At 40.6% G+C, this 16,708-nt stretch carries 15 protein-coding genes; 12 read left to right on the forward strand and 3 right to left on the reverse strand.

The genetic code is table 11. The annotated features are described in order from the left end of the window. Window positions 1-10 precede the first annotated feature (10 nt). Window positions 11-1,360 (forward strand): TrkH family potassium uptake protein, encoded by a 1,350-nt coding sequence (locus H2672_RS04305; RefSeq protein WP_186669652.1) that lies wholly within the window; start codon window positions 11-13, stop codon window positions 1,358-1,360. Between the two features lie 449 nt (window positions 1,361-1,809). Here the strand turns inward: H2672_RS04305 and H2672_RS04310 are convergent, their stop codons facing one another. Beyond that, window positions 1,810-3,570 (reverse strand): B12-binding domain-containing radical SAM protein, encoded by a 1,761-nt coding sequence (locus tag H2672_RS04310; RefSeq protein WP_186669375.1) that lies wholly within the window; start codon window positions 3,568-3,570, stop codon window positions 1,810-1,812. Between the two features lie 191 nt (window positions 3,571-3,761). Here H2672_RS04310 and H2672_RS04315 point away from each other — a divergent pair, with 191 nt between their 5' ends. After that, window positions 3,762-5,195 (forward strand): ATP-binding protein, encoded by a 1,434-nt coding sequence (locus tag H2672_RS04315; RefSeq protein ID WP_186669378.1) that lies wholly within the window; start codon window positions 3,762-3,764, stop codon window positions 5,193-5,195. A gap of 97 nt (window positions 5,196-5,292) precedes the next feature. After that, entirely contained in the window at window positions 5,293-5,736 is a 444-nt protein-coding gene (locus H2672_RS04320; protein ID WP_186669379.1) for a MarR family winged helix-turn-helix transcriptional regulator, read from the forward strand. Window positions 5,737-5,914: 178 nt separating this feature from the next. On the opposite strand, the gene H2672_RS04325 is transcribed toward H2672_RS04320, so the two are convergent. Next, on the reverse strand, window positions 5,915-6,541 hold the full coding sequence (locus H2672_RS04325) for a hypothetical protein (protein WP_186669380.1): 627 nt from the start codon (window positions 6,539-6,541) through the stop codon (window positions 5,915-5,917). A 232-nt stretch (window positions 6,542-6,773) separates the two neighbouring features. Here H2672_RS04325 and H2672_RS04330 point away from each other — a divergent pair, with 232 nt between their 5' ends. The 3 genes from H2672_RS04330 to H2672_RS04340 all read left to right on the forward strand — a co-directional run bounded on the left by H2672_RS04330 (window position 6,774) and on the right by H2672_RS04340 (window position 8,895). Then, window positions 6,774-6,926 carry an aspartyl-phosphate phosphatase Spo0E family protein gene (locus H2672_RS04330; RefSeq protein ID WP_186669381.1) on the forward strand — a complete coding sequence of 51 codons (153 nt, stop codon included), beginning with the start codon at window positions 6,774-6,776 and terminating at the stop codon, window positions 6,924-6,926. Window positions 6,927-7,324: 398 nt separating this feature from the next. Continuing rightward, the gene (locus H2672_RS04335) at window positions 7,325-8,191 is read left to right on the forward strand and encodes an NAD(P)-dependent oxidoreductase (RefSeq protein ID WP_186669383.1); all 867 of its coding nucleotides are present in this window, start codon (window positions 7,325-7,327) and stop codon (window positions 8,189-8,191) included. Between the two features lie 245 nt (window positions 8,192-8,436). Beyond that, window positions 8,437-8,895: a chemotaxis protein CheW gene (locus tag H2672_RS04340; RefSeq protein WP_186669385.1), complete on the forward strand. Its 459-nt coding sequence runs from the start codon at window positions 8,437-8,439 to the stop codon at window positions 8,893-8,895. Between the two features lie 459 nt (window positions 8,896-9,354). Here the strand turns inward: H2672_RS04340 and H2672_RS04345 are convergent, their stop codons facing one another. Further along, the gene (locus tag H2672_RS04345) at window positions 9,355-9,819 is read right to left on the reverse strand and encodes a YkyB family protein (RefSeq protein ID WP_186669387.1); all 465 of its coding nucleotides are present in this window, start codon (window positions 9,817-9,819) and stop codon (window positions 9,355-9,357) included. Between the two features lie 287 nt (window positions 9,820-10,106). On the opposite strand from H2672_RS04345, the gene H2672_RS04350 reads away from it, so the two are divergent. The 6 genes from H2672_RS04350 to H2672_RS04375 all read left to right on the forward strand — a co-directional run bounded on the left by H2672_RS04350 (window position 10,107) and on the right by H2672_RS04375 (window position 16,656). Then, a complete protein-coding gene (locus tag H2672_RS04350) occupies window positions 10,107-12,161 on the forward strand; it encodes a putative bifunctional diguanylate cyclase/phosphodiesterase (RefSeq protein ID WP_186669389.1) in 2,055 nt (684 codons plus the stop codon). A 354-nt stretch (window positions 12,162-12,515) separates the two neighbouring features. After that, entirely contained in the window at window positions 12,516-13,274 is a 759-nt protein-coding gene (gene fadH / locus H2672_RS04355; protein ID WP_186669391.1) for a 2,4-dienoyl-CoA reductase, read from the forward strand. Between the two features lie 50 nt (window positions 13,275-13,324). Next, window positions 13,325-13,555, forward strand: coding sequence for a hypothetical protein (locus H2672_RS04360; protein ID WP_186669393.1), 231 nt, complete (start codon window positions 13,325-13,327; stop codon window positions 13,553-13,555). Window positions 13,556-13,662: 107 nt separating this feature from the next. Next, a complete protein-coding gene (gene cbpB / locus H2672_RS04365; RefSeq protein WP_186669395.1) occupies window positions 13,663-14,103 on the forward strand; it encodes a cyclic-di-AMP-binding protein CbpB in 441 nt (146 codons plus the stop codon). Between the two features lie 233 nt (window positions 14,104-14,336). Further along, window positions 14,337-15,782: an MDR family MFS transporter gene (locus H2672_RS04370; RefSeq protein WP_255485318.1), complete on the forward strand. Its 1,446-nt coding sequence runs from the start codon at window positions 14,337-14,339 to the stop codon at window positions 15,780-15,782. Further along, window positions 15,763-16,656 (forward strand): transcriptional regulator CcpC, encoded by an 894-nt coding sequence (locus tag H2672_RS04375; protein WP_186669399.1) that lies wholly within the window; start codon window positions 15,763-15,765, stop codon window positions 16,654-16,656. The genes H2672_RS04370 and H2672_RS04375 overlap by 20 nt, the downstream gene beginning before the upstream one ends. The last annotated feature ends 52 nt before the right edge of the window (window positions 16,657-16,708 follow it).

Raw genomic sequence — 16,708 nt, forward strand, 5'->3', positions numbered from 1 at the left:
GGTGAACTCGATGAAATTCAATCGCGAGAATTTACGCAGGTTCACTCCTGCTCAAGTTATTGTGTTTTATTATTTTTTGGCTATTGCTTTTTCGTTTTTACTGTTGAATCTGCCGGGGGTTTATCTACCTGGTGTAAAGGTAAGCTTCATTGACAGTTTGTTTACAGCTGTCAGTGCCGTCAGCGTTACGGGACTAACGCCCATTAGCATTGGGAGTACCTATTCGGTTTTCGGTATTTGCATGCTTATGCTTGTGTTGCAAATTGGTGGAATCGGAATTATGTCAATTGGTACGTTTTTTTGGCTACTTGTCAAAAAGCGAATTGGTTTACGAGAAAGACAACTAATCATGGTCGATCATAATCAGTACAGTCTCGCCGGGGTTGTTCATTTAATTCGTGAAATCGTTAAAATTATATTTTTAATTGAAATTATTGGCGGTTTACTATTTACACTATATATTATGCGGTTTTATGATTCATTTAGTGAAGCACTACTTAACGGGATGTTTATGTCCGTATCTGCAACAACTAACGCAGGCTTTGATATTACAGGAACGTCACTCACTCAGTATTTCAATGATTACTTCGTTCAGACGTTGACGATGATTTTAATCATACTCGGTGCTATCGGTTTTCCTGTTCTTATCGAAGTAAAAAGCTATTTCTCGAAAAAAGTACCTCATTTCCGTTTTTCATTATTCACCAAAATTACGACAGCTACGTTCGGATTTCTGCTAGTTTTCGGTGCAATCATGATCTTTGTTTTGGAATCAATGCATTCTTTCAAAGGAATGGTATGGCATGAGAAGCTATTTACTGCTTTATTTCATTCAGTGTCATCTAGGTCGGCAGGTTTAACAACGCATGATGTAACGGAATTTAGCGAAGCGACAGATATTTTCATTAGTTCACTAATGTTTATAGGCGCATCACCAAGTTCAGTAGGCGGTGGAATTCGGACGACGACATTTGCGATTGCTGTTCTATTTCTTATAAATTTTGCACGCGGTAATCAAGTCATTAATGTCTTTAAACGACAAATAAAACTGATAGATGTGTTCCGATCTTATGCTGTCATCATACTGGCGCTGCTGATGGTCATGACGGCACTGCTCATTATGCTCATTACTGAACCGGGTGTGCCAGTTGTTGCGCTGTTATTTGAAATAACTTCCGCATTTGGAACATGCGGTATGTCACTTGGAATCACATCGGATCTTTCTGTAGCTGGGAAAGTGATCATTATGCTGCTGATGTTCATTGGACGGGTCGGACTTATTTCGTTCCTCTTTACATTAGGAGGAAATACAAGGAAATTGAAATATCACTACCCGAAAGAACGGGTTATTATTGGTTAATAAAAGGCTGTCCCACGTAATAATTGTGGGACAGCCTAATTTCAATAGATAAGTATACGGTTTTTGACTTAGAATCATGTCTAGCTCCAGGCGCCAGCCGCTAGGAGGCCCACAGGATGCGGCGTACTTAGGCTAGGTTCCTTGAAAGCAATCCAGCTATGTGGCAAAGAGCGCCACGTCGTGCCTGCAAGGATGCAGGTATGCGGTCGTTGCGACAGGACGTCGCGATCTTAGACTGCCTTCCTTTAACTTATGCCTGTCGCGGGCCTACAGGATGTAGGTCATGCAGCCATTACCACAGGAAGTGGTGAACTTAGGCTGCGTTCCTTCAGAAGGCGCCTTCCGCTTTTCCTATTGTCTAGCTCCAGGCGCCAGCCGCTAGGGTCATAAGCAATCCAGCTATGTGGCAAAGAGCGCCACGTCGCTGGATGGACTTATGCCTGTCGCGTCTAGAAGGCGCCTTCCGCTTTTCCAGATTGTTCAAGGAACATAAAGATGGGTGTATTATCATGTCTAAAGACTGTGATAAGATAGCCGTCAGCATTTTGTACAATGCCGATTTCCACATCTTCGGGTTGAACAGCAATCGGTGTGATGAACGTTTGCTTACGAATATTTCGATTAGTTAGACCTAAGGAACTGAATCGTTCTCCGAGTAATGCAGGATTTGAAAGCAGTGTCTGCTCGATAGCAGAGCGTTCTTCAACTGGCATATCCTCACTCCACCAAACTTTACGAGGTTGGAACTTGTGATGCGCAAGATAATCGATTTTCAGTAGACTACGTGCGATATCCATATCGGCACGTCCATCTTCTAGTAGAAAAACATTCAAACGTATGAAGAGGTCTTCCAACTGATGTCCGATTCTAGACCAACCACGATTCTCCCAATAGGAGCCGAATTGTTGGAAGAAATCGAATGGCGTTTCAAAGACTTCTGATACAAGATATTCCACCGTTCGCGGTAAGCGGTTGTCGTTCCAATATTTTTCAAGGACATCCTCAGTCTGTTTAATGCGCAGGATATCATCAAACGTTAATACGTTATTTGAAAATATTTCATAAGGTGCTTCATCGATAAACTGATAACCATATTGTTCGGCTTGTATACGCAAGCCAGTTCCACGCAGTAACTTAAGGAATCCTAGCTGCATCTCCTCAGGCCTCATTGCGAAAACCTCATTGAATGTTTTTCGGAAAGAATTATAATCCTCTTCAGGTAGCCCTGCAATCAAATCCAAATGCTGGTCAATCTTCCCGCCTTCTTTCACCATCAATACGGTACGGGAAAGTTTTTCGAAGTTCTGGCGGCGCTGTACTAATTCATTTGTTAAATCGTTTGTGGATTGAACGCCAATTTCAAATCTGAATAGTCCAGCCGGAGCATTGTCATTAAGAAATTGGATGACTTCGGGACGCATAATGTCTCCCGTTATTTCAAACTGGAAAACGGTGCCTGGTATATGTTCATCAATCAAAAATTGGAACATTTCCATTGCATAGCTCCTGCTAATATTGAATGTGCGATCCACAAACTTGATTGTTTTTGCACCATTCGCCATTAAATACCTAATATCGTCTTTTATAGCCTCCCGGTTGAAGTAGCGGACGCCTACTTCGATGGATGACAGACAGAATTGACATGAAAAAGGACAACCTCTGCTTGTTTCAATATATGTAACCCTTTTTCCGAGTTCCGGGACATCTTCTGAAAACTGGAATGGAGAGGGAAGTTCTCGTAAATCCAATTTGGGTCCTGGAGCTGTAATTTTTAGTTGATCATTATTCCGGTAAGCAATTCCTTGGACAGCTGTTAGTTCATCTTTCCCAGCATACACATCCAAGAGATGTTTAAATGTTCTTTCCCCTTCACCAATTACGATGACATCAATTTCAGGAACACGTTCTAGCCAATAATCATAATCGTACGTTACTTCTGGTCCGCCGGCGATAATTTTGACGTCGGGCTTAACTTTCTTTAACATACGTATCACTTTTATGGATTCTTCAATGTTCCAAATGTACAAACTAAAGCCGACAACATTTGGCATTTTTTGATATAAGTCTGATACGATATTCATAGTCGGATCCTTGATTGTATACTCGGTAATGATTGGGCTATACTCGGGCATTGCATATGTTTTCAAACAGCGTATGGCTAAATTTGTATGGATGTATTTCGCATTTAATGTTGTAAGTACAATGTTCATAACCTAACTCCTTTTCTTCGTAGCTGTTTTTATAGGTTGTTCAGTTTGCGATATAGGTAATAGGACTTATTTCCATTATGTCTGAAATATGGAATAATCTGAATTAGAGCAGTTTTGTATAAACTTGACCTATCTGCATGAATCAGTGTTATTTTTCATATTGTTTAAAAATGGGATGTGGAGGAATACACTTGAAATATAAAAATGTTAAGGTACTGAAACATATCACTTTTCTATTGGACAATCAAATCAAACCATGTGCCGTTTTTGAACTTGATGGTACGCTTTTATATGTGAACGACTCGTTTCGCAAAGAATTCGTTTATGAAGGAAAAGAAAACATCAACGAGTTTTTCATAAGTTCAACTACCGACATTTGGGATGATGTTACGGGTTCAATAAAAAAAATCGAGAATAAAACATTCGATGTGAACATTCGATTGAACCAAGATAGGGTAGGTGTCGTGAAAATGCAACTTGAGTATTTTGACGATGTCCAGCAGGTAATTGCGTTATTCGATGCTCCACAAAATAGTGTGGACAACCCGGGTAAAACCTATAGACAAGCTTTTCGTAATTCGGATAGCTTCATGGTTGTTATTGATCGGGATGGGTTAATTTATGATGTCAACGATTTGCATACATCTTTTTTTAACCTGCCGAAAGATTATTTTGTAGGTAAATCAGTGGAAGCAATCGTTAATTTGTTTCCGGAGGATTCTGAATTACTCACCAATTATTTTGAGGACGTGAACCTATATGGGTTTGCTGAAATAACAACCAGGTATGTAAGAAATATGGATGAGGTAAGTTATTATCAAATATCCACATTATACGATAGCGAGACACAAACCTATTTGATAAGAATGAACAATCGAACAGAAGAAATGGCCATGGAAAAGCGCTTGGCCCATTCAAATTCATTATCAACGATTGGTGAACTTGCGGCAAGTATAGCGCATGAAATTAGAAATCCAATGACGACATTGAAAGGTTTTGTTCAATTACTTAAGATTTCTGCTACAGTGGATACTATGAAATATCTTTCCGTTATCGATGAAGAAATAGATAGGATGGAGTCTATATTAAATGAAATGTTAATCCTATCCAAACCTGGACTGAACGAAAAAACGACATTCTCTTTGGGTGTACTGGTGGCAGACATGATTCAGGTTGTCTATCCGAAAGCTTTGATGGATGGTATTACAATTACACAAAAAGAAAATATACTTAAAGATTCATTGATTGTTGGTGATTCAGATAAAATTAAACAAGTCCTTTTAAATTTGTTCAAAAATGGTATTGAAGCGATGACGCCTGGAGGGAATCTCTCAATATTTGTGAATCTGGATACTCCTGGAAAAGTCGTTTTAGGTGTTTCAGATACTGGAAAAGGAATGGATAAATATCAAATAAAGCAAGTCTTCATGCCATTCTTCACCACTAAGTCTGATGGATCTGGACTTGGACTGCCGTTTGTTTTGAAAAATATCGAAGATCATGGTGGAACGGTTGTAGTTGAGAGTAAAGTTGACGAAGGCACAACCTTTATCGTAACATTTCCGACGGCAATTGGACATGCACCAGCGGCAGAGACAACTAAAAAAAGAGTACTTTCGCAGTAATTAATAGTTCGAAACGTCTTCTTGGTCTTTTGACATGAAGACGTGTTTGTCGTTATAATGAGGGCAACTATTGAGCGGAGTATAGAAGGGGCACTGAATGATGACAAAAGATACTGAACGGGCACTGAAATTATTTATCGTTCTTTCAAGGGCAAGCAAAGTGATTTTAGAAGAAGCGCATAAACCAAGTGAAAAGCATGGACTTAATCCGACTGAATTCGCTGTTCTTGAATTACTTCATCACAGGGGCAGACAGCCAATCCAGAAGATTGGGCAGAAAATTTTACTTCGAAGTGGTTCGATGACTTACGTTGTCGATAAGCTTGAAAAGCGTGGATTATTGGAACGCGTCTTTTGCGAAGAAGATAAGCGGGTGACATATATGTCGATAACCCAGGAAGGCGTCAATTTAATGACATCTATCTTCCCAGAGCATGCGAATAATATCGAATCCATCATGTCTTCTCTCTCTGTTGAAGAACAAGACCAGGCAATTGAATTGGTACGGAAATTGGGACTCTCGGTCAAGAGCTTATCGTAAAACACAGCAACTCGTCTAACGGGTGCTGGGTTTTTTTTATTGTATTGGAAATTATAATACGCATGGCCTCCTCACTAGTGTTTTATGCAAGTAAATGGTTAATCATCAGACGTGTTTTTGTAACAGTTAAAAAAGAGTCAAATGGAAGGTTATCCATTTGACTCTTTTTAGTCGTCCATTATTTAGTAACAATCGTTTCAGCCATACGAAGGAATTGCTCAAAATATTCTTCCTCTGGAGTATCATAGATTGTAAGTCTAACAATCATATTGTCACGTTCAAAGATAATTCCCGTAATAGATACAGTTTCAGCTTTTAGGGCCAGAACTTTAGCGTTTTCGATACCTTCACCACTTGGGATTGACTTCTCATCTAGCACTTCAGTTGGCGCGCTACCGTCTCCTGATGCTTCAAGTACAGCAACCATATTTTCGGCTAAATAATCATAAGTGCTGTCTTCCTTAGCAACCGTTTCAATGCGCATAAACACAGCTTCATTGTTTGCTGAAATTAAGCTGTCCTTACCAGGTTCTTCACTTATTAATGAATAGTCAGGAAGAACAGAAATAGCATAACTTTGTTCATCGCTTTCTCTCAGTTTCGCATCTTTCATGATGTCTCCTTGACTGTCAGCAACTTCTGTATCCGGTACCTTGCCTTCAGTAACTGTACCTTTATCTACGTTTTCAACAACTCCAGTAGATCCATTAGTACTTTCTTGGTCCTTAGCGGGACTTGTTCCACAACCGGTAAGTAATAAAGTGGTCGCGATTGCTGCGTATATAAAACTCCATCTGCTTTTCATCGTAAACCCCTCCTTGGTTAAATTTGACGTCTGAGACGCCGTAATGTTTCATTAATAGTACCTTAGTTTTTTGAATCTTTTATAGTGTGCCTTAAAAATAGTATAACGTAAAGTCTTTTCTAATGCTGGCTGTTTTTAGTTGTCGGAATGTGTCGTTAACTAACTCCCTTATAATGAGAGTATTCCTGTATAATATAAAATTAGCTATGTGTTAATCCATGGAGGGATTATCTTGGAGTGGAATTTAGAAGAAGAAATTGAATCATTACGTGAAAAGATGATGGACGCAGCGATAAAAAAAGGACTGACTGCTGCTGAAACGGTAGAGTTCAGTAGAAAGCTTGATAATATCATGGATCAATACGAAGAGCTAAAAAAAGGCTGATAACGGAGTAATGGGGTATGCCTGTCTTAGGAAGAAGTTAGTCGCTTTACAGATGGGCTCGATAAAATTAGAAAAATATTTTGTAAACAATGTTTAATAAACAAGAAAAGCGGGGAAATTAAGTTAGAACACAGCAACATTCTCATTTCCCCCTTTTGAGGACGGATCCCTATTACAGGGTTCCGTCCTCCTTTTTTTTATGAAAGTAGAAATGAATGATGGAAAAATACAAATTCTTTGGTAGGATAAAAGATAATACGACTATTAACTTCATTCAGCAGTGGAGTCACCCCTGCAGATTGAAGAAAGGAAGGCAACCTAAGTACGCCGCGTCCTGCGGCAACGGTTGCATGACCTACATCCTGTAGGTCCGCGCATTTGATAGAGGGGGAATTAAAATGGAAATCAAAAAGATCGCATTTATTGGGACAGGTGTTATGGGCGCCAGCGTTGTTAAGCACCTCTTAGACAGTAATTATGAAGTGGCTATATATACACGTACAAAAGAAAGGGCGAGGTCTCTAATTGAAGCAGGCGCTGCTTGGGAGGACACTATTGCTGAGGCGGTGAAGGATGCACAATTAATCTTCACAATGGTTGGGTATCCGGCAGATGTCGAAGAAATTTACTTTGGAGATAGTGGTATTTTTTCAACTGGTAAGGCAGGTCAGATTCTTATTGATATGACGACTTCCAGCCCGGCACTGGCTATACGGATTGCGAAGGCAGGTGCTACGTTGCAGATGGCAGCAATCGATGCACCTGTTTCCGGGGGAGACATTGGCGCGAAGAATGGGACGTTGTCAATTATGTGTGGCGGCGAAGAAGAAGTATTCAAGACAATCACACCGGTTTTGTCGGTATTTGGAAAACAAATTGTTTATCAGGGACTAGCAGGCTCCGGGCAGCACGCGAAAATGTGCAATCAAATTGCCATTGCAACCAATATGATCGGTGTTTGCGAAGCGCTGGTGTACGCTGAAAAAGCGGGACTGGATCCTGAAACTGTGCTGAAGTCTATATCAACAGGAGCAGCGGGCTCATGGTCATTGTCCAATTTGGCACCACGGATGTTAGATGAGGATTTTGAACCAGGATTTTATGTTAAGCATTTCTTGAAAGATATAAACATTGCCCTGACAGAAGCTAAAGCGATGCAGCTATCACTTCCTGGATTAAATCTTGCGCATGAAATGTATGGAAAGCTTGTTGAAAAAGGTTTTGGCGAAAAAGGGACACAAGTTCTATATAAAAGTTATTTATAAACCTAAATAGTTATAGAAATACGCCGAAAATAGAAATAAGTGATCAATTAATTTGATTAAGCACTAAATAATTTGACCAGGTGAATACCTAAATAAACTGAACGAAGGCGCCTTTCAAGGGGGAGCCGAAGCCCTAAGACTTTCGGCGAGGCTGTTTGGCATATGGCGGGAGGCATCCCCTATCGCTGAAGAGGATTCGATTGGATACCTATATAATACTATTATAAAACGCGGGAGCTGAGTGGGTGAATACAATTAAATCAGATGCAGTAACATATGAAGTCTTTGAATTTGTAGAATTTCAAGTAGGCAAAAGCAATTTTGGACTTGGCATTCAACATGTCCGTGAAATTATTCAACCCGTCCTAGTTACTGTATTGCCACATGCGCACCCGTATATTGAAGGGATTATTCAATTACGAGGAGAAGTACTTCCTGTCATCGATTTGAAGAAAGTAACAGGAAATACAGATATCAATGAAAGTGATGAATCAAAATATATCGTTGCGGAATTCGACGGGACAACAGTTGTCTTAGATGTGACGGCTGTCACCCAAATCCAGCGTATCAATTTTTCAGAAATTGAACCTGCTTCTGATATGTATATGGGTAATAAAGTACCTGTTTCGGGAGTTATCAAGCGTGATAATGGAATGATTCTTCTCGTTGACTTTGAAAAAGTAATCGCAGAGCAAATTAAGTAATAGAAGAGAGAAAGGGGCTATTCTCGCTGGTAGCCAGCAGGAATAACCCCTTTTTAAAAAGATAAGAAAGTATACGTTTTTCAACATGGAATAGTGTCTAGCTACAGCGCCTAGCCCCTGGGCCCACACGACGTGGGTCATGCAGCTGTTGTGACAGGATGTCGCGATCTTAGGCTGCCTTCCTCAGTCGCTTCAGTCCATAAGTTAAAGGCAAAGAGCGCCTTTATCTTATGGCCATCCGACGTACAGGACGTACTAGTGCCGACGTTGCCACAGGACGTGGCGAATTTAGTCGGCCAGCGCTTTTCGGGTCTACCAAGACGCTTGCGCTTTTCTTATTGTCTAGACTCCAGCGCCTAGCCCCTCGAGTCGCTTCAGTCCTAAAGTTAAAGGCAAAGAGCGCCTTTATCTTTAGGCCCTCCAGCGCTTTTCGGGTCTACCAAGGCGCTTGCGCTTTTCCTATTTACCATCCAAATAAGATGAACGAAAACTTTGTGTACCCTGAATGCTGTGGATAGACCTTTTTGGTACCGTTTTTTTCTTCTCGGGTACGACCTGATGGATGGGTCCCACATATTTGGAGAGAAGCTCACGCGCAGTTTTCAAGCTCATTCGTTCTTGTGGGTTGCGAGAAGTTGGATCTTGTTGTCCGAGGTGTGGAAGTGTATTGAAGTCTTCTTTTTCCGGGATTGTATGAAAGAGGAATTCGTCACATCGGACGAGAACTGTGGAATGCTGCTTGCTGAATTTGGGATTGTCGACAAAATGCAATCCGATTTTTTCGGCAGTACCCGAACTAAGAAGTTTGTCTATTGCCATCTTTTTTAAAGCGTAAAGTTGTCTATTGTCAGGCGCTGTTTTTGCATGTCGATTTACAGTATAGATGGCAATTGCCAGTTGACGGATGGAATGCTTGTTTTTCAAAATAGGCCTCCTTCGTTGGAAGATTGAATGATTATATATGTTTCATATAATACCAAGAATGAAAGAATTGTACAACTTCAGACTTAAATGTTGGTGAAAACACTGGGTTTTCTGAAGGCGCATTTTGCTACTAATAGAAGAATTACGCATCTAATTAGTTGATACATACTTTTTCGATATCAGTGCAATCTATTTATATTCGACTATAAGTGATCGGGCGACTGTTACACATTGGCCTGGATTACTCGATGAAAGTTTAGATAAATGCACAACAGACGGAGGCACACATGGAAAACGTTAAGATTGAAGAACGTTTAGAAAAAGTTATAGAATCGTATATATTTAACCATTCGTTTAAAATGACCATATTTGTAGAGGAAAATAAGCAAGGTAAATTTGATGTGCTGTACGCCAACTCATTGGCTAAGCAATACTTTTCAGCTGATATCGAACAAACAGCTGCTAGTTTTTTTTGTGATTTGTGGATACCAATCAAACGCAGGATGCGGAAATTACAAAATCAATCAAACTTTACGACTGAAATTCAATCGATGCGGGGTGCGACAAGCGTATTATTCGAACTGGATTTTCAACGTCATACAGAAGAGCATGAAAGAGATATTATCGTCATTGAAATGCGTGAACGGCTAGATACCAAAACTGAAAGGAAGTCTCAGACGGAGTTACAACATAAATATAATTCTGTCATCGAACATAATCTGGATCCAATCATAACCATCGATCAAAACTTTAAAATGATCTACTCGAATCGAGCAGTTCATTTAGGATTCGGCTATCGATTCAAAGAACTATCCGGTCGTTCAATCTTGAATCTTACCCGGGAAGATAAAATGAAAGAGTTCAAGCTCTTCCTAACCCGCGCTCTTGCAGGGGAATCAATTGATATGGAAGATTCGACTTTTTTCCATAAAAGGGGTCACTTATTGCCCGCGTACTTGAAGGCAATTCCTGTCTTTGTTGATGGAAATGTGAAAGAAGTTCAATTGATTGTACGGGATACATCAATTCATCAGAAAAATAATGAGAAACTTCTTTACCTGAGCTATCATGATCATTTGACAGGTGTGTGGAATCGTCAGGCGATGATAGAACACTTTGCAGAGGATTCTCTTTATGCCTTAAAAAGCGAAAAAAGACTGTCTTTCGTTCACTTAGGACTTGATCGATTCAAATTAATAAATGAATCACTTGGACATAATGGCGCGGACGAAATATTAAAAATGGTTGCCGAACGATTAAAAGTAATCTGTCCTGCATCCACCAGATTATATCGTAATGGCAGCGATGAATTTATCGTCTCATTGCAAAATCATTCTGTGCTGAAGACAGAGAAGTTTGCACAACAATTACTGAATGATTTCGGAAAACCATTTTATCATAATCATCAGGAGTATTTCATTTCTGCATCCATCGGAATTGCCGTTTATCCTGAAGATGGCAAAACACTTGAGGACTTACTAAGGAAGTCCGAGCAAGCACTAGCCTTTGTAAAAGATCGTGGCCGCTCCCATTATCGATTCTATCAAGAAGCGATGAATTCTACTTTCCCGGATGAAGCACTGATGGAATCACATTTACGCAGGGCGATTGAGTTAAATGAATTGACGATCCACTATCAACCGCAAGTCGATTTGAAAACGGGGTATATTAGCAGTTTCGAAGCGCTACTTAGATGGAACAACGGCAAATTTGGGTTTGTATCACCGGTGCAATTCATCCCCATTGCTGAGGAGTCAGGTCTTATACATGGAATTGGTGATTGGGTATTAGACCAAGTATGTAAACAGTTGAAAGAGTGGCAGGATAAGCAGTTCAAAGCCGTCAGGATAGCTGTAAATATATCCCCAAGGCAATTTAGAATGGAGAACTTTGTTAATAAATTGAAAGGGAAAATTTCTTACTATGGCATCGTACCGTCTTCCCTTGAAGTGGAAATCACAGAAGGGGCATTGACGATAATAGATGAGACGTTAGCAACGTTAAATGAACTAAAGAAAATCGGTATTTTCATCTCTGTAGATGATTTTGGAACGGGTTACTCATCACTAAGTTATTTGAAGCAATATCCAATTGACATCATTAAAATTGATCGCTCATTTATAAAAGATATTGAAATTGATGTGAAAAATAAAGCAATAGCGAAGACAATTATTAATCTGGCTCATAGTCTTGGGATGGAAGTCATCGCAGAAGGCGTGGAGAAGGATTTACAAGCAATGATTCTACTTGAAGCCAATTGTCAGAAGGCGCAAGGCTTTTTGTACAGTAAGGCAGTTCCCGTAGAGGAGATTGTAGAAAAGTATTTAGGAGGCAATGCGTAATTGTATAAACGGACAATGGAGAAAATTCGTTGTCCGTTTTTTGTTCTCAAGGAAATTATGAAATCTCGTACTGTGGATAAGCTGCAAAATAGAGATTTCCGTCTAGACTCTAACGCCTAGTGGCTCGGAGGCCCACAAGATGTGGGTCACGCAGACATTGCCGCAGGACGCGGCGTACTTTGGCTGTGTTCCTTAACTTGTCGGTCCGACTGTGCGGCAAAGAACGCCGCTTCGCCAGCCCGTCTTATGCCTGTCGCCCCTGAACAGGCGCTTGCGCTTTTGTTCTCGTCATGAACTAAATAACATGTTACAATTATGAGTGAGTATTCATTCATAATACAAGGGGGAATTGCTGTGTTTGATGGAAGAGTGATAATTGTAACAGGTGGATCGAATGGAATGGGGAAATACATGGCGAAGAAATTTGCTGATGAAGGTGCACAAGTAGTTATTACGGGTAGAGATATAGATAGATTGAAAGCGGCTCAAGAAGAAATTGGGGATCGCGCACATCCATTCCAGATGGATGTACGGAATGTTGAATCAGTTGCAGCGCTTGTCGCTTTCACGGATGAAAAGTTTGGCCGAATCGATGGATTGGTAAATAATGCGGCAGGAAACTTCATCGTCAAAGCAGAAGATCTATCACCTAACGGCTGGAAGTCTGTTATAGATATTGTACTAAATGGCACATTTTATTGTTCAAGTGCTGTTGGAAAGTACTGGATTGAAAAAGGACAAAAAGGATCGATTTTGAATATGCTTGCAACGTATGCATGGGATGCGGGCGCGGGCGTCATTCATTCCGCGGCAGCCAAAGCAGGTGTCATGTCGTTAACTCGGACATTGGCGGTTGAGTGGGGAAGTCAATATGGAATCCGTGTGAATGGTATTGCGCCGGGCCCGATTGAACGTACAGGCGGTGCAGAGAAGTTATGGCAGTCAGATGAAGTGGCTAAGCGCACACTTGAATCCATACCTTTGGGCCGTCTTGGAAAGCCGGAAGAGATTGCAGAACTAGCGGCATTTATTATGTCAGATAAGGCGTCCTACATGAATGGAGAAATTGTGACATTAGACGGCGGGCAATGGTTGAACAAATCTCCTTTTTGAGGATAAAATAGAGCTATTTGCACATCCTACCCTCAAAAGGAGGGATATTTTTGGATGTATGGACAGTTCCATTAATTACAGTAGCCTTGATCATTAGTATAATTGGCTTTATCGCAGTGATGAAATGGAGAAAGGCGAGTGTTCTTGCTGAAGGACCGGATAATCATATTTCTGGTCCAATTGAAGAGCATCCATTTAACTTGAATCCAATTATTTGGATCGTCCTCGTTGCTGTATTATTCATTGGAATTGTTATTTTCTATTACGCAGCCTCTTCTTAACAGAAGGGGTTTTCTTTTTTGTTTTCACGGATAGAAAGTCCTTCTTATGATATGATAGATATGTAGTTTTAAGGTGAACAGCATAGCTACAGAAGGAGAAGATTTACATGATTTCTATAAACAATAGGGATTTTCTTTTCACACCGATAGCGGATTTTATCATTTCGTCTGAAAAAGTTGCGCATGTTCAGGTTGGAAATAATGCAGAGCACGCCCTCCTTGTTCTAACAAAAACTGGTTATTCAGCTATACCGATCCTTGATGCGAAATACCGTTTAAAAGGGTTGCTCAGTATGGGGATGATTACTGATTCTATTTTGGGTCTTGAACGTATTGAATATGAACGTCTTGCTGATTTAAAAGTTGATGAAATTATGCAAACCAATTTGCCGTCGATAAAAATAACGGATAGATTCCAAAAAGGGCTCGATTTATTAATTGACCATACATTTCTTTGTGTGACGGAAGAAGACGGCACATTTGCAGGCATATTAACGCGAAGAGTAATAATGAAACAATTTAAAAGATATATTTACTCGGTTGAATAATTGTTACGGTAAAATTATGGGCTCCTAAATGGGGCCTTTTTCTGTATTTAGGAAACTATAAAGTTCTCGGCCTTTGGATAACCTACGAAAGACGATAATCCACGTCCAGACTCAAGCGCCTAGAGGCTGCGTTCATTTAGAACAGGCGCTTTCGCTTTTGTTCGTTTAAAAGGAGAATGAAGACAGTGAAAAATAATAAAATAACGAATCGCCCCCTTGTGCTTATTTCTGTCATGCTGGCAATGTTTGTCGGTGCGGTGGAAGCTACAATTGTGACGACAGCAATGCCTTCGATAGCTTCGGACCTTGGTGGTTTTTCAAGATATAGTTGGATTTTTTCTTCGTATTTACTGATGAGTACGGTCACTGTACTCATTTATGGTAAATTGGCGGACTTATTTGGCCGCAAACCAATTTTATTTATTGGGTTGACGATATTTCTAATTGGATCTATATTATGTGGTTTTGCCGTTTCAATGGAGCAGTTAATCGGATTCAGGTTACTTCAAGGCTTAGGTGCAGGTGCCGTAATGCCGATTGCTACGACAATTATTGGCGATATCTATACGAGGGAAGAACGAGCGAAAGTCCAAGGGTATTTATCCAGTGTTTGGGGAATTTCGGCTGTATCTGGTCCAGTTATTGGTGGGCTTATTGTCCACTATATGAATTGGAAATTTGTTTTCTGGGTGAATGTGCCGCTTGGAATACTCGCGATGGTTGGTATCTATCTGTTTCTTCATGAACCAAAGCGGGAGAAAAAAGTTTCGATTGATTATAAAGGTGCTTTCTTACTTACGCTATCGTTATCCACTATTATATATTGGCTTGTCGAGGGTGGCCAGGCATTCGGTCGTATGTCGTTTTACGGTATCACCCTTATCATTGTAGGGCTTGGATTGATAGCGCTATTTGTTAGGGTCGAACGACAAGCTATAGATCCAGTGATGCCGTTTGCACTGTGGAAAAACCCGGTTATTTTGTATGCGAATCTTGTGTCGTTAACGACAGGCGTCATATTAATTGGCGTTTCCTCATATTTGCCGACATTCGTAACAGGCGTGATGGAACAGCCAGCGATTATTGCGGGATTCACACTGACTGCAATGTCAATTGGTTGGCCGATTGCTTCATCTGTTGCAGGACATTTGTTAATCCGCCATGGAACGTTTCTTGTATCCTTTGCGGGTGGGGTTTCACTCGTTTTTGGAACCTCTTTATTTGTCATGATGGATGCTGGATCAGATCCGTGGTGGGCTGCGATGGCAAGCTTTTTTGTGGGCATCGGGATGGGGCTGACAAGTACCTCGTTCACCGTTACAATTCAAGGGGAGGTTCCAAGAGAGACGCGGGGATCCGCGACGGCTGCCAATATGTTCATGCGGAATTTTGGAAACACGGTAGGGGCGGCATTATTCGGCTCGATTTTAAATGGCATGTTAATGACTCGTTTTAGGCAGGAAGATTTGAATTATAGTTTAGATGATGTCAATTTACTGCTGACGGATGAAATGAGACAAACGATACCTGTAACAAAAGTACAGCTGTTACAAAATGCGCTTGATGGCTCGTTGCAATGGGTATATATTACTGTAGCTATTTTTGCTGTTATCAGCTTGCTCCTTATATTAAAAATTCCACGTGGAAAGGGGTATTTGAATGACAACGACAGAACTTGAAATCATTAAAGCGTTAGCGGAAGAAGGGAATATGCGAAAAGCTGCAGAGCGCCTTTTTTTATCGCAACCAGCACTTTCCCAGCGATTACAATCAATTGAAAAGGAGTGGGGAACGTTATTGTTCATCCGCTCGCAGAAAGGGCTTGAGCCAACGCCGGCGGGAGAACTAGTCATCGCTTATGCACGTGAAGCGATCTTGAAACGTGAAGAAACGTTTGAAATGATTGCATCAATGGCGGATAAAGTGCACGGCACATTGAAAATTGCATGTGCGTCCATCGTAGGGCAGACGTGGTTGCCGCAAGTATTGAAAGAGTACGTTGAAATGTATCCAGATGCCAAAATCTCGCTGATAACGGGATGGAGTTCAGAAATTGTAAAAGCATTATATGAAGGAGAAGCTCATGTTGGAATTGTGCGTGGCCAGGTAGATTGGAAGAGTAAAAAAACGTATCTATTCCGAGACCACCTCTATTTAGTAGACCGTGAAATTACGTCGATCGAAGAATTGAAAGATACGACACGGCCATTTATTCAGTTCAAGAGTGACTCGAATTATCATATGGAAATTCAGCGTTGGTGGCAGCGTCATTTTGACCAAAATCCGGGCCGTCAAATTACAGTCGATCAGATTGAGACTTGTAAGCAATTGGCGTTAAATGGGATTGGTTATGCGATATTACCGTCAATTACATTGACCGGTGATGAAGATGTCAATAAAATGCCGCTGTTAAACAATGAAGAGGAATTTGAATTGACACGAGATACTTGGTTAATCGGATATGAATCTTCATTTGCACTAAAACAAGTGGATGCCTTCACACAAATTGTCCAAAGTCATGCCGAAAGATTACAAAAAGATTACAATTATTGAGAAATAAAGGAACTTTAGGTTGTCTCGTTCGTACTAATAAGATGAGAACTAT

The sequence above is a fragment of the Sporosarcina sp. BP05 genome (assembly GCF_014282005.1).
Taxonomy (GTDB): Bacteria; Bacillota; Bacilli; order Bacillales_A; family Planococcaceae; genus Sporosarcina.

Bases quoted from the DNA above. Each gene is read 5' to 3' on its own strand.
- H2672_RS04320 (WP_186669379.1), top strand. From the start codon at position 5,293: ATGATGACAAAAGATACTGAACGGGCACTGAAATTATTTATCGTTCTT.
- H2672_RS04305 (WP_186669652.1), top strand. From the start codon at position 11: ATGAAATTCAATCGCGAGAATTTACGCAGGTTCACTCCTGCTCAAGTT.
- H2672_RS04335 (WP_186669383.1), top strand. From the start codon at position 7,325: ATGGAAATCAAAAAGATCGCATTTATTGGGACAGGTGTTATGGGCGCC.
- H2672_RS04350 (WP_186669389.1), top strand. From the start codon at position 10,107: ATGGAAAACGTTAAGATTGAAGAACGTTTAGAAAAAGTTATAGAATCG.
- H2672_RS04375 (WP_186669399.1), top strand. From the start codon at position 15,763: ATGACAACGACAGAACTTGAAATCATTAAAGCGTTAGCGGAAGAAGGG.
- H2672_RS04325 (WP_186669380.1), bottom strand. From the start codon at position 6,541: ATGAAAAGCAGATGGAGTTTTATATACGCAGCAATCGCGACCACTTTA.
- H2672_RS04370 (WP_255485318.1), top strand. From the start codon at position 14,337: ATGCTGGCAATGTTTGTCGGTGCGGTGGAAGCTACAATTGTGACGACA.
- cbpB (WP_186669395.1), top strand. From the start codon at position 13,663: ATGATTTCTATAAACAATAGGGATTTTCTTTTCACACCGATAGCGGAT.
- H2672_RS04310 (WP_186669375.1), bottom strand. From the start codon at position 3,570: ATGAACATTGTACTTACAACATTAAATGCGAAATACATCCATACAAAT.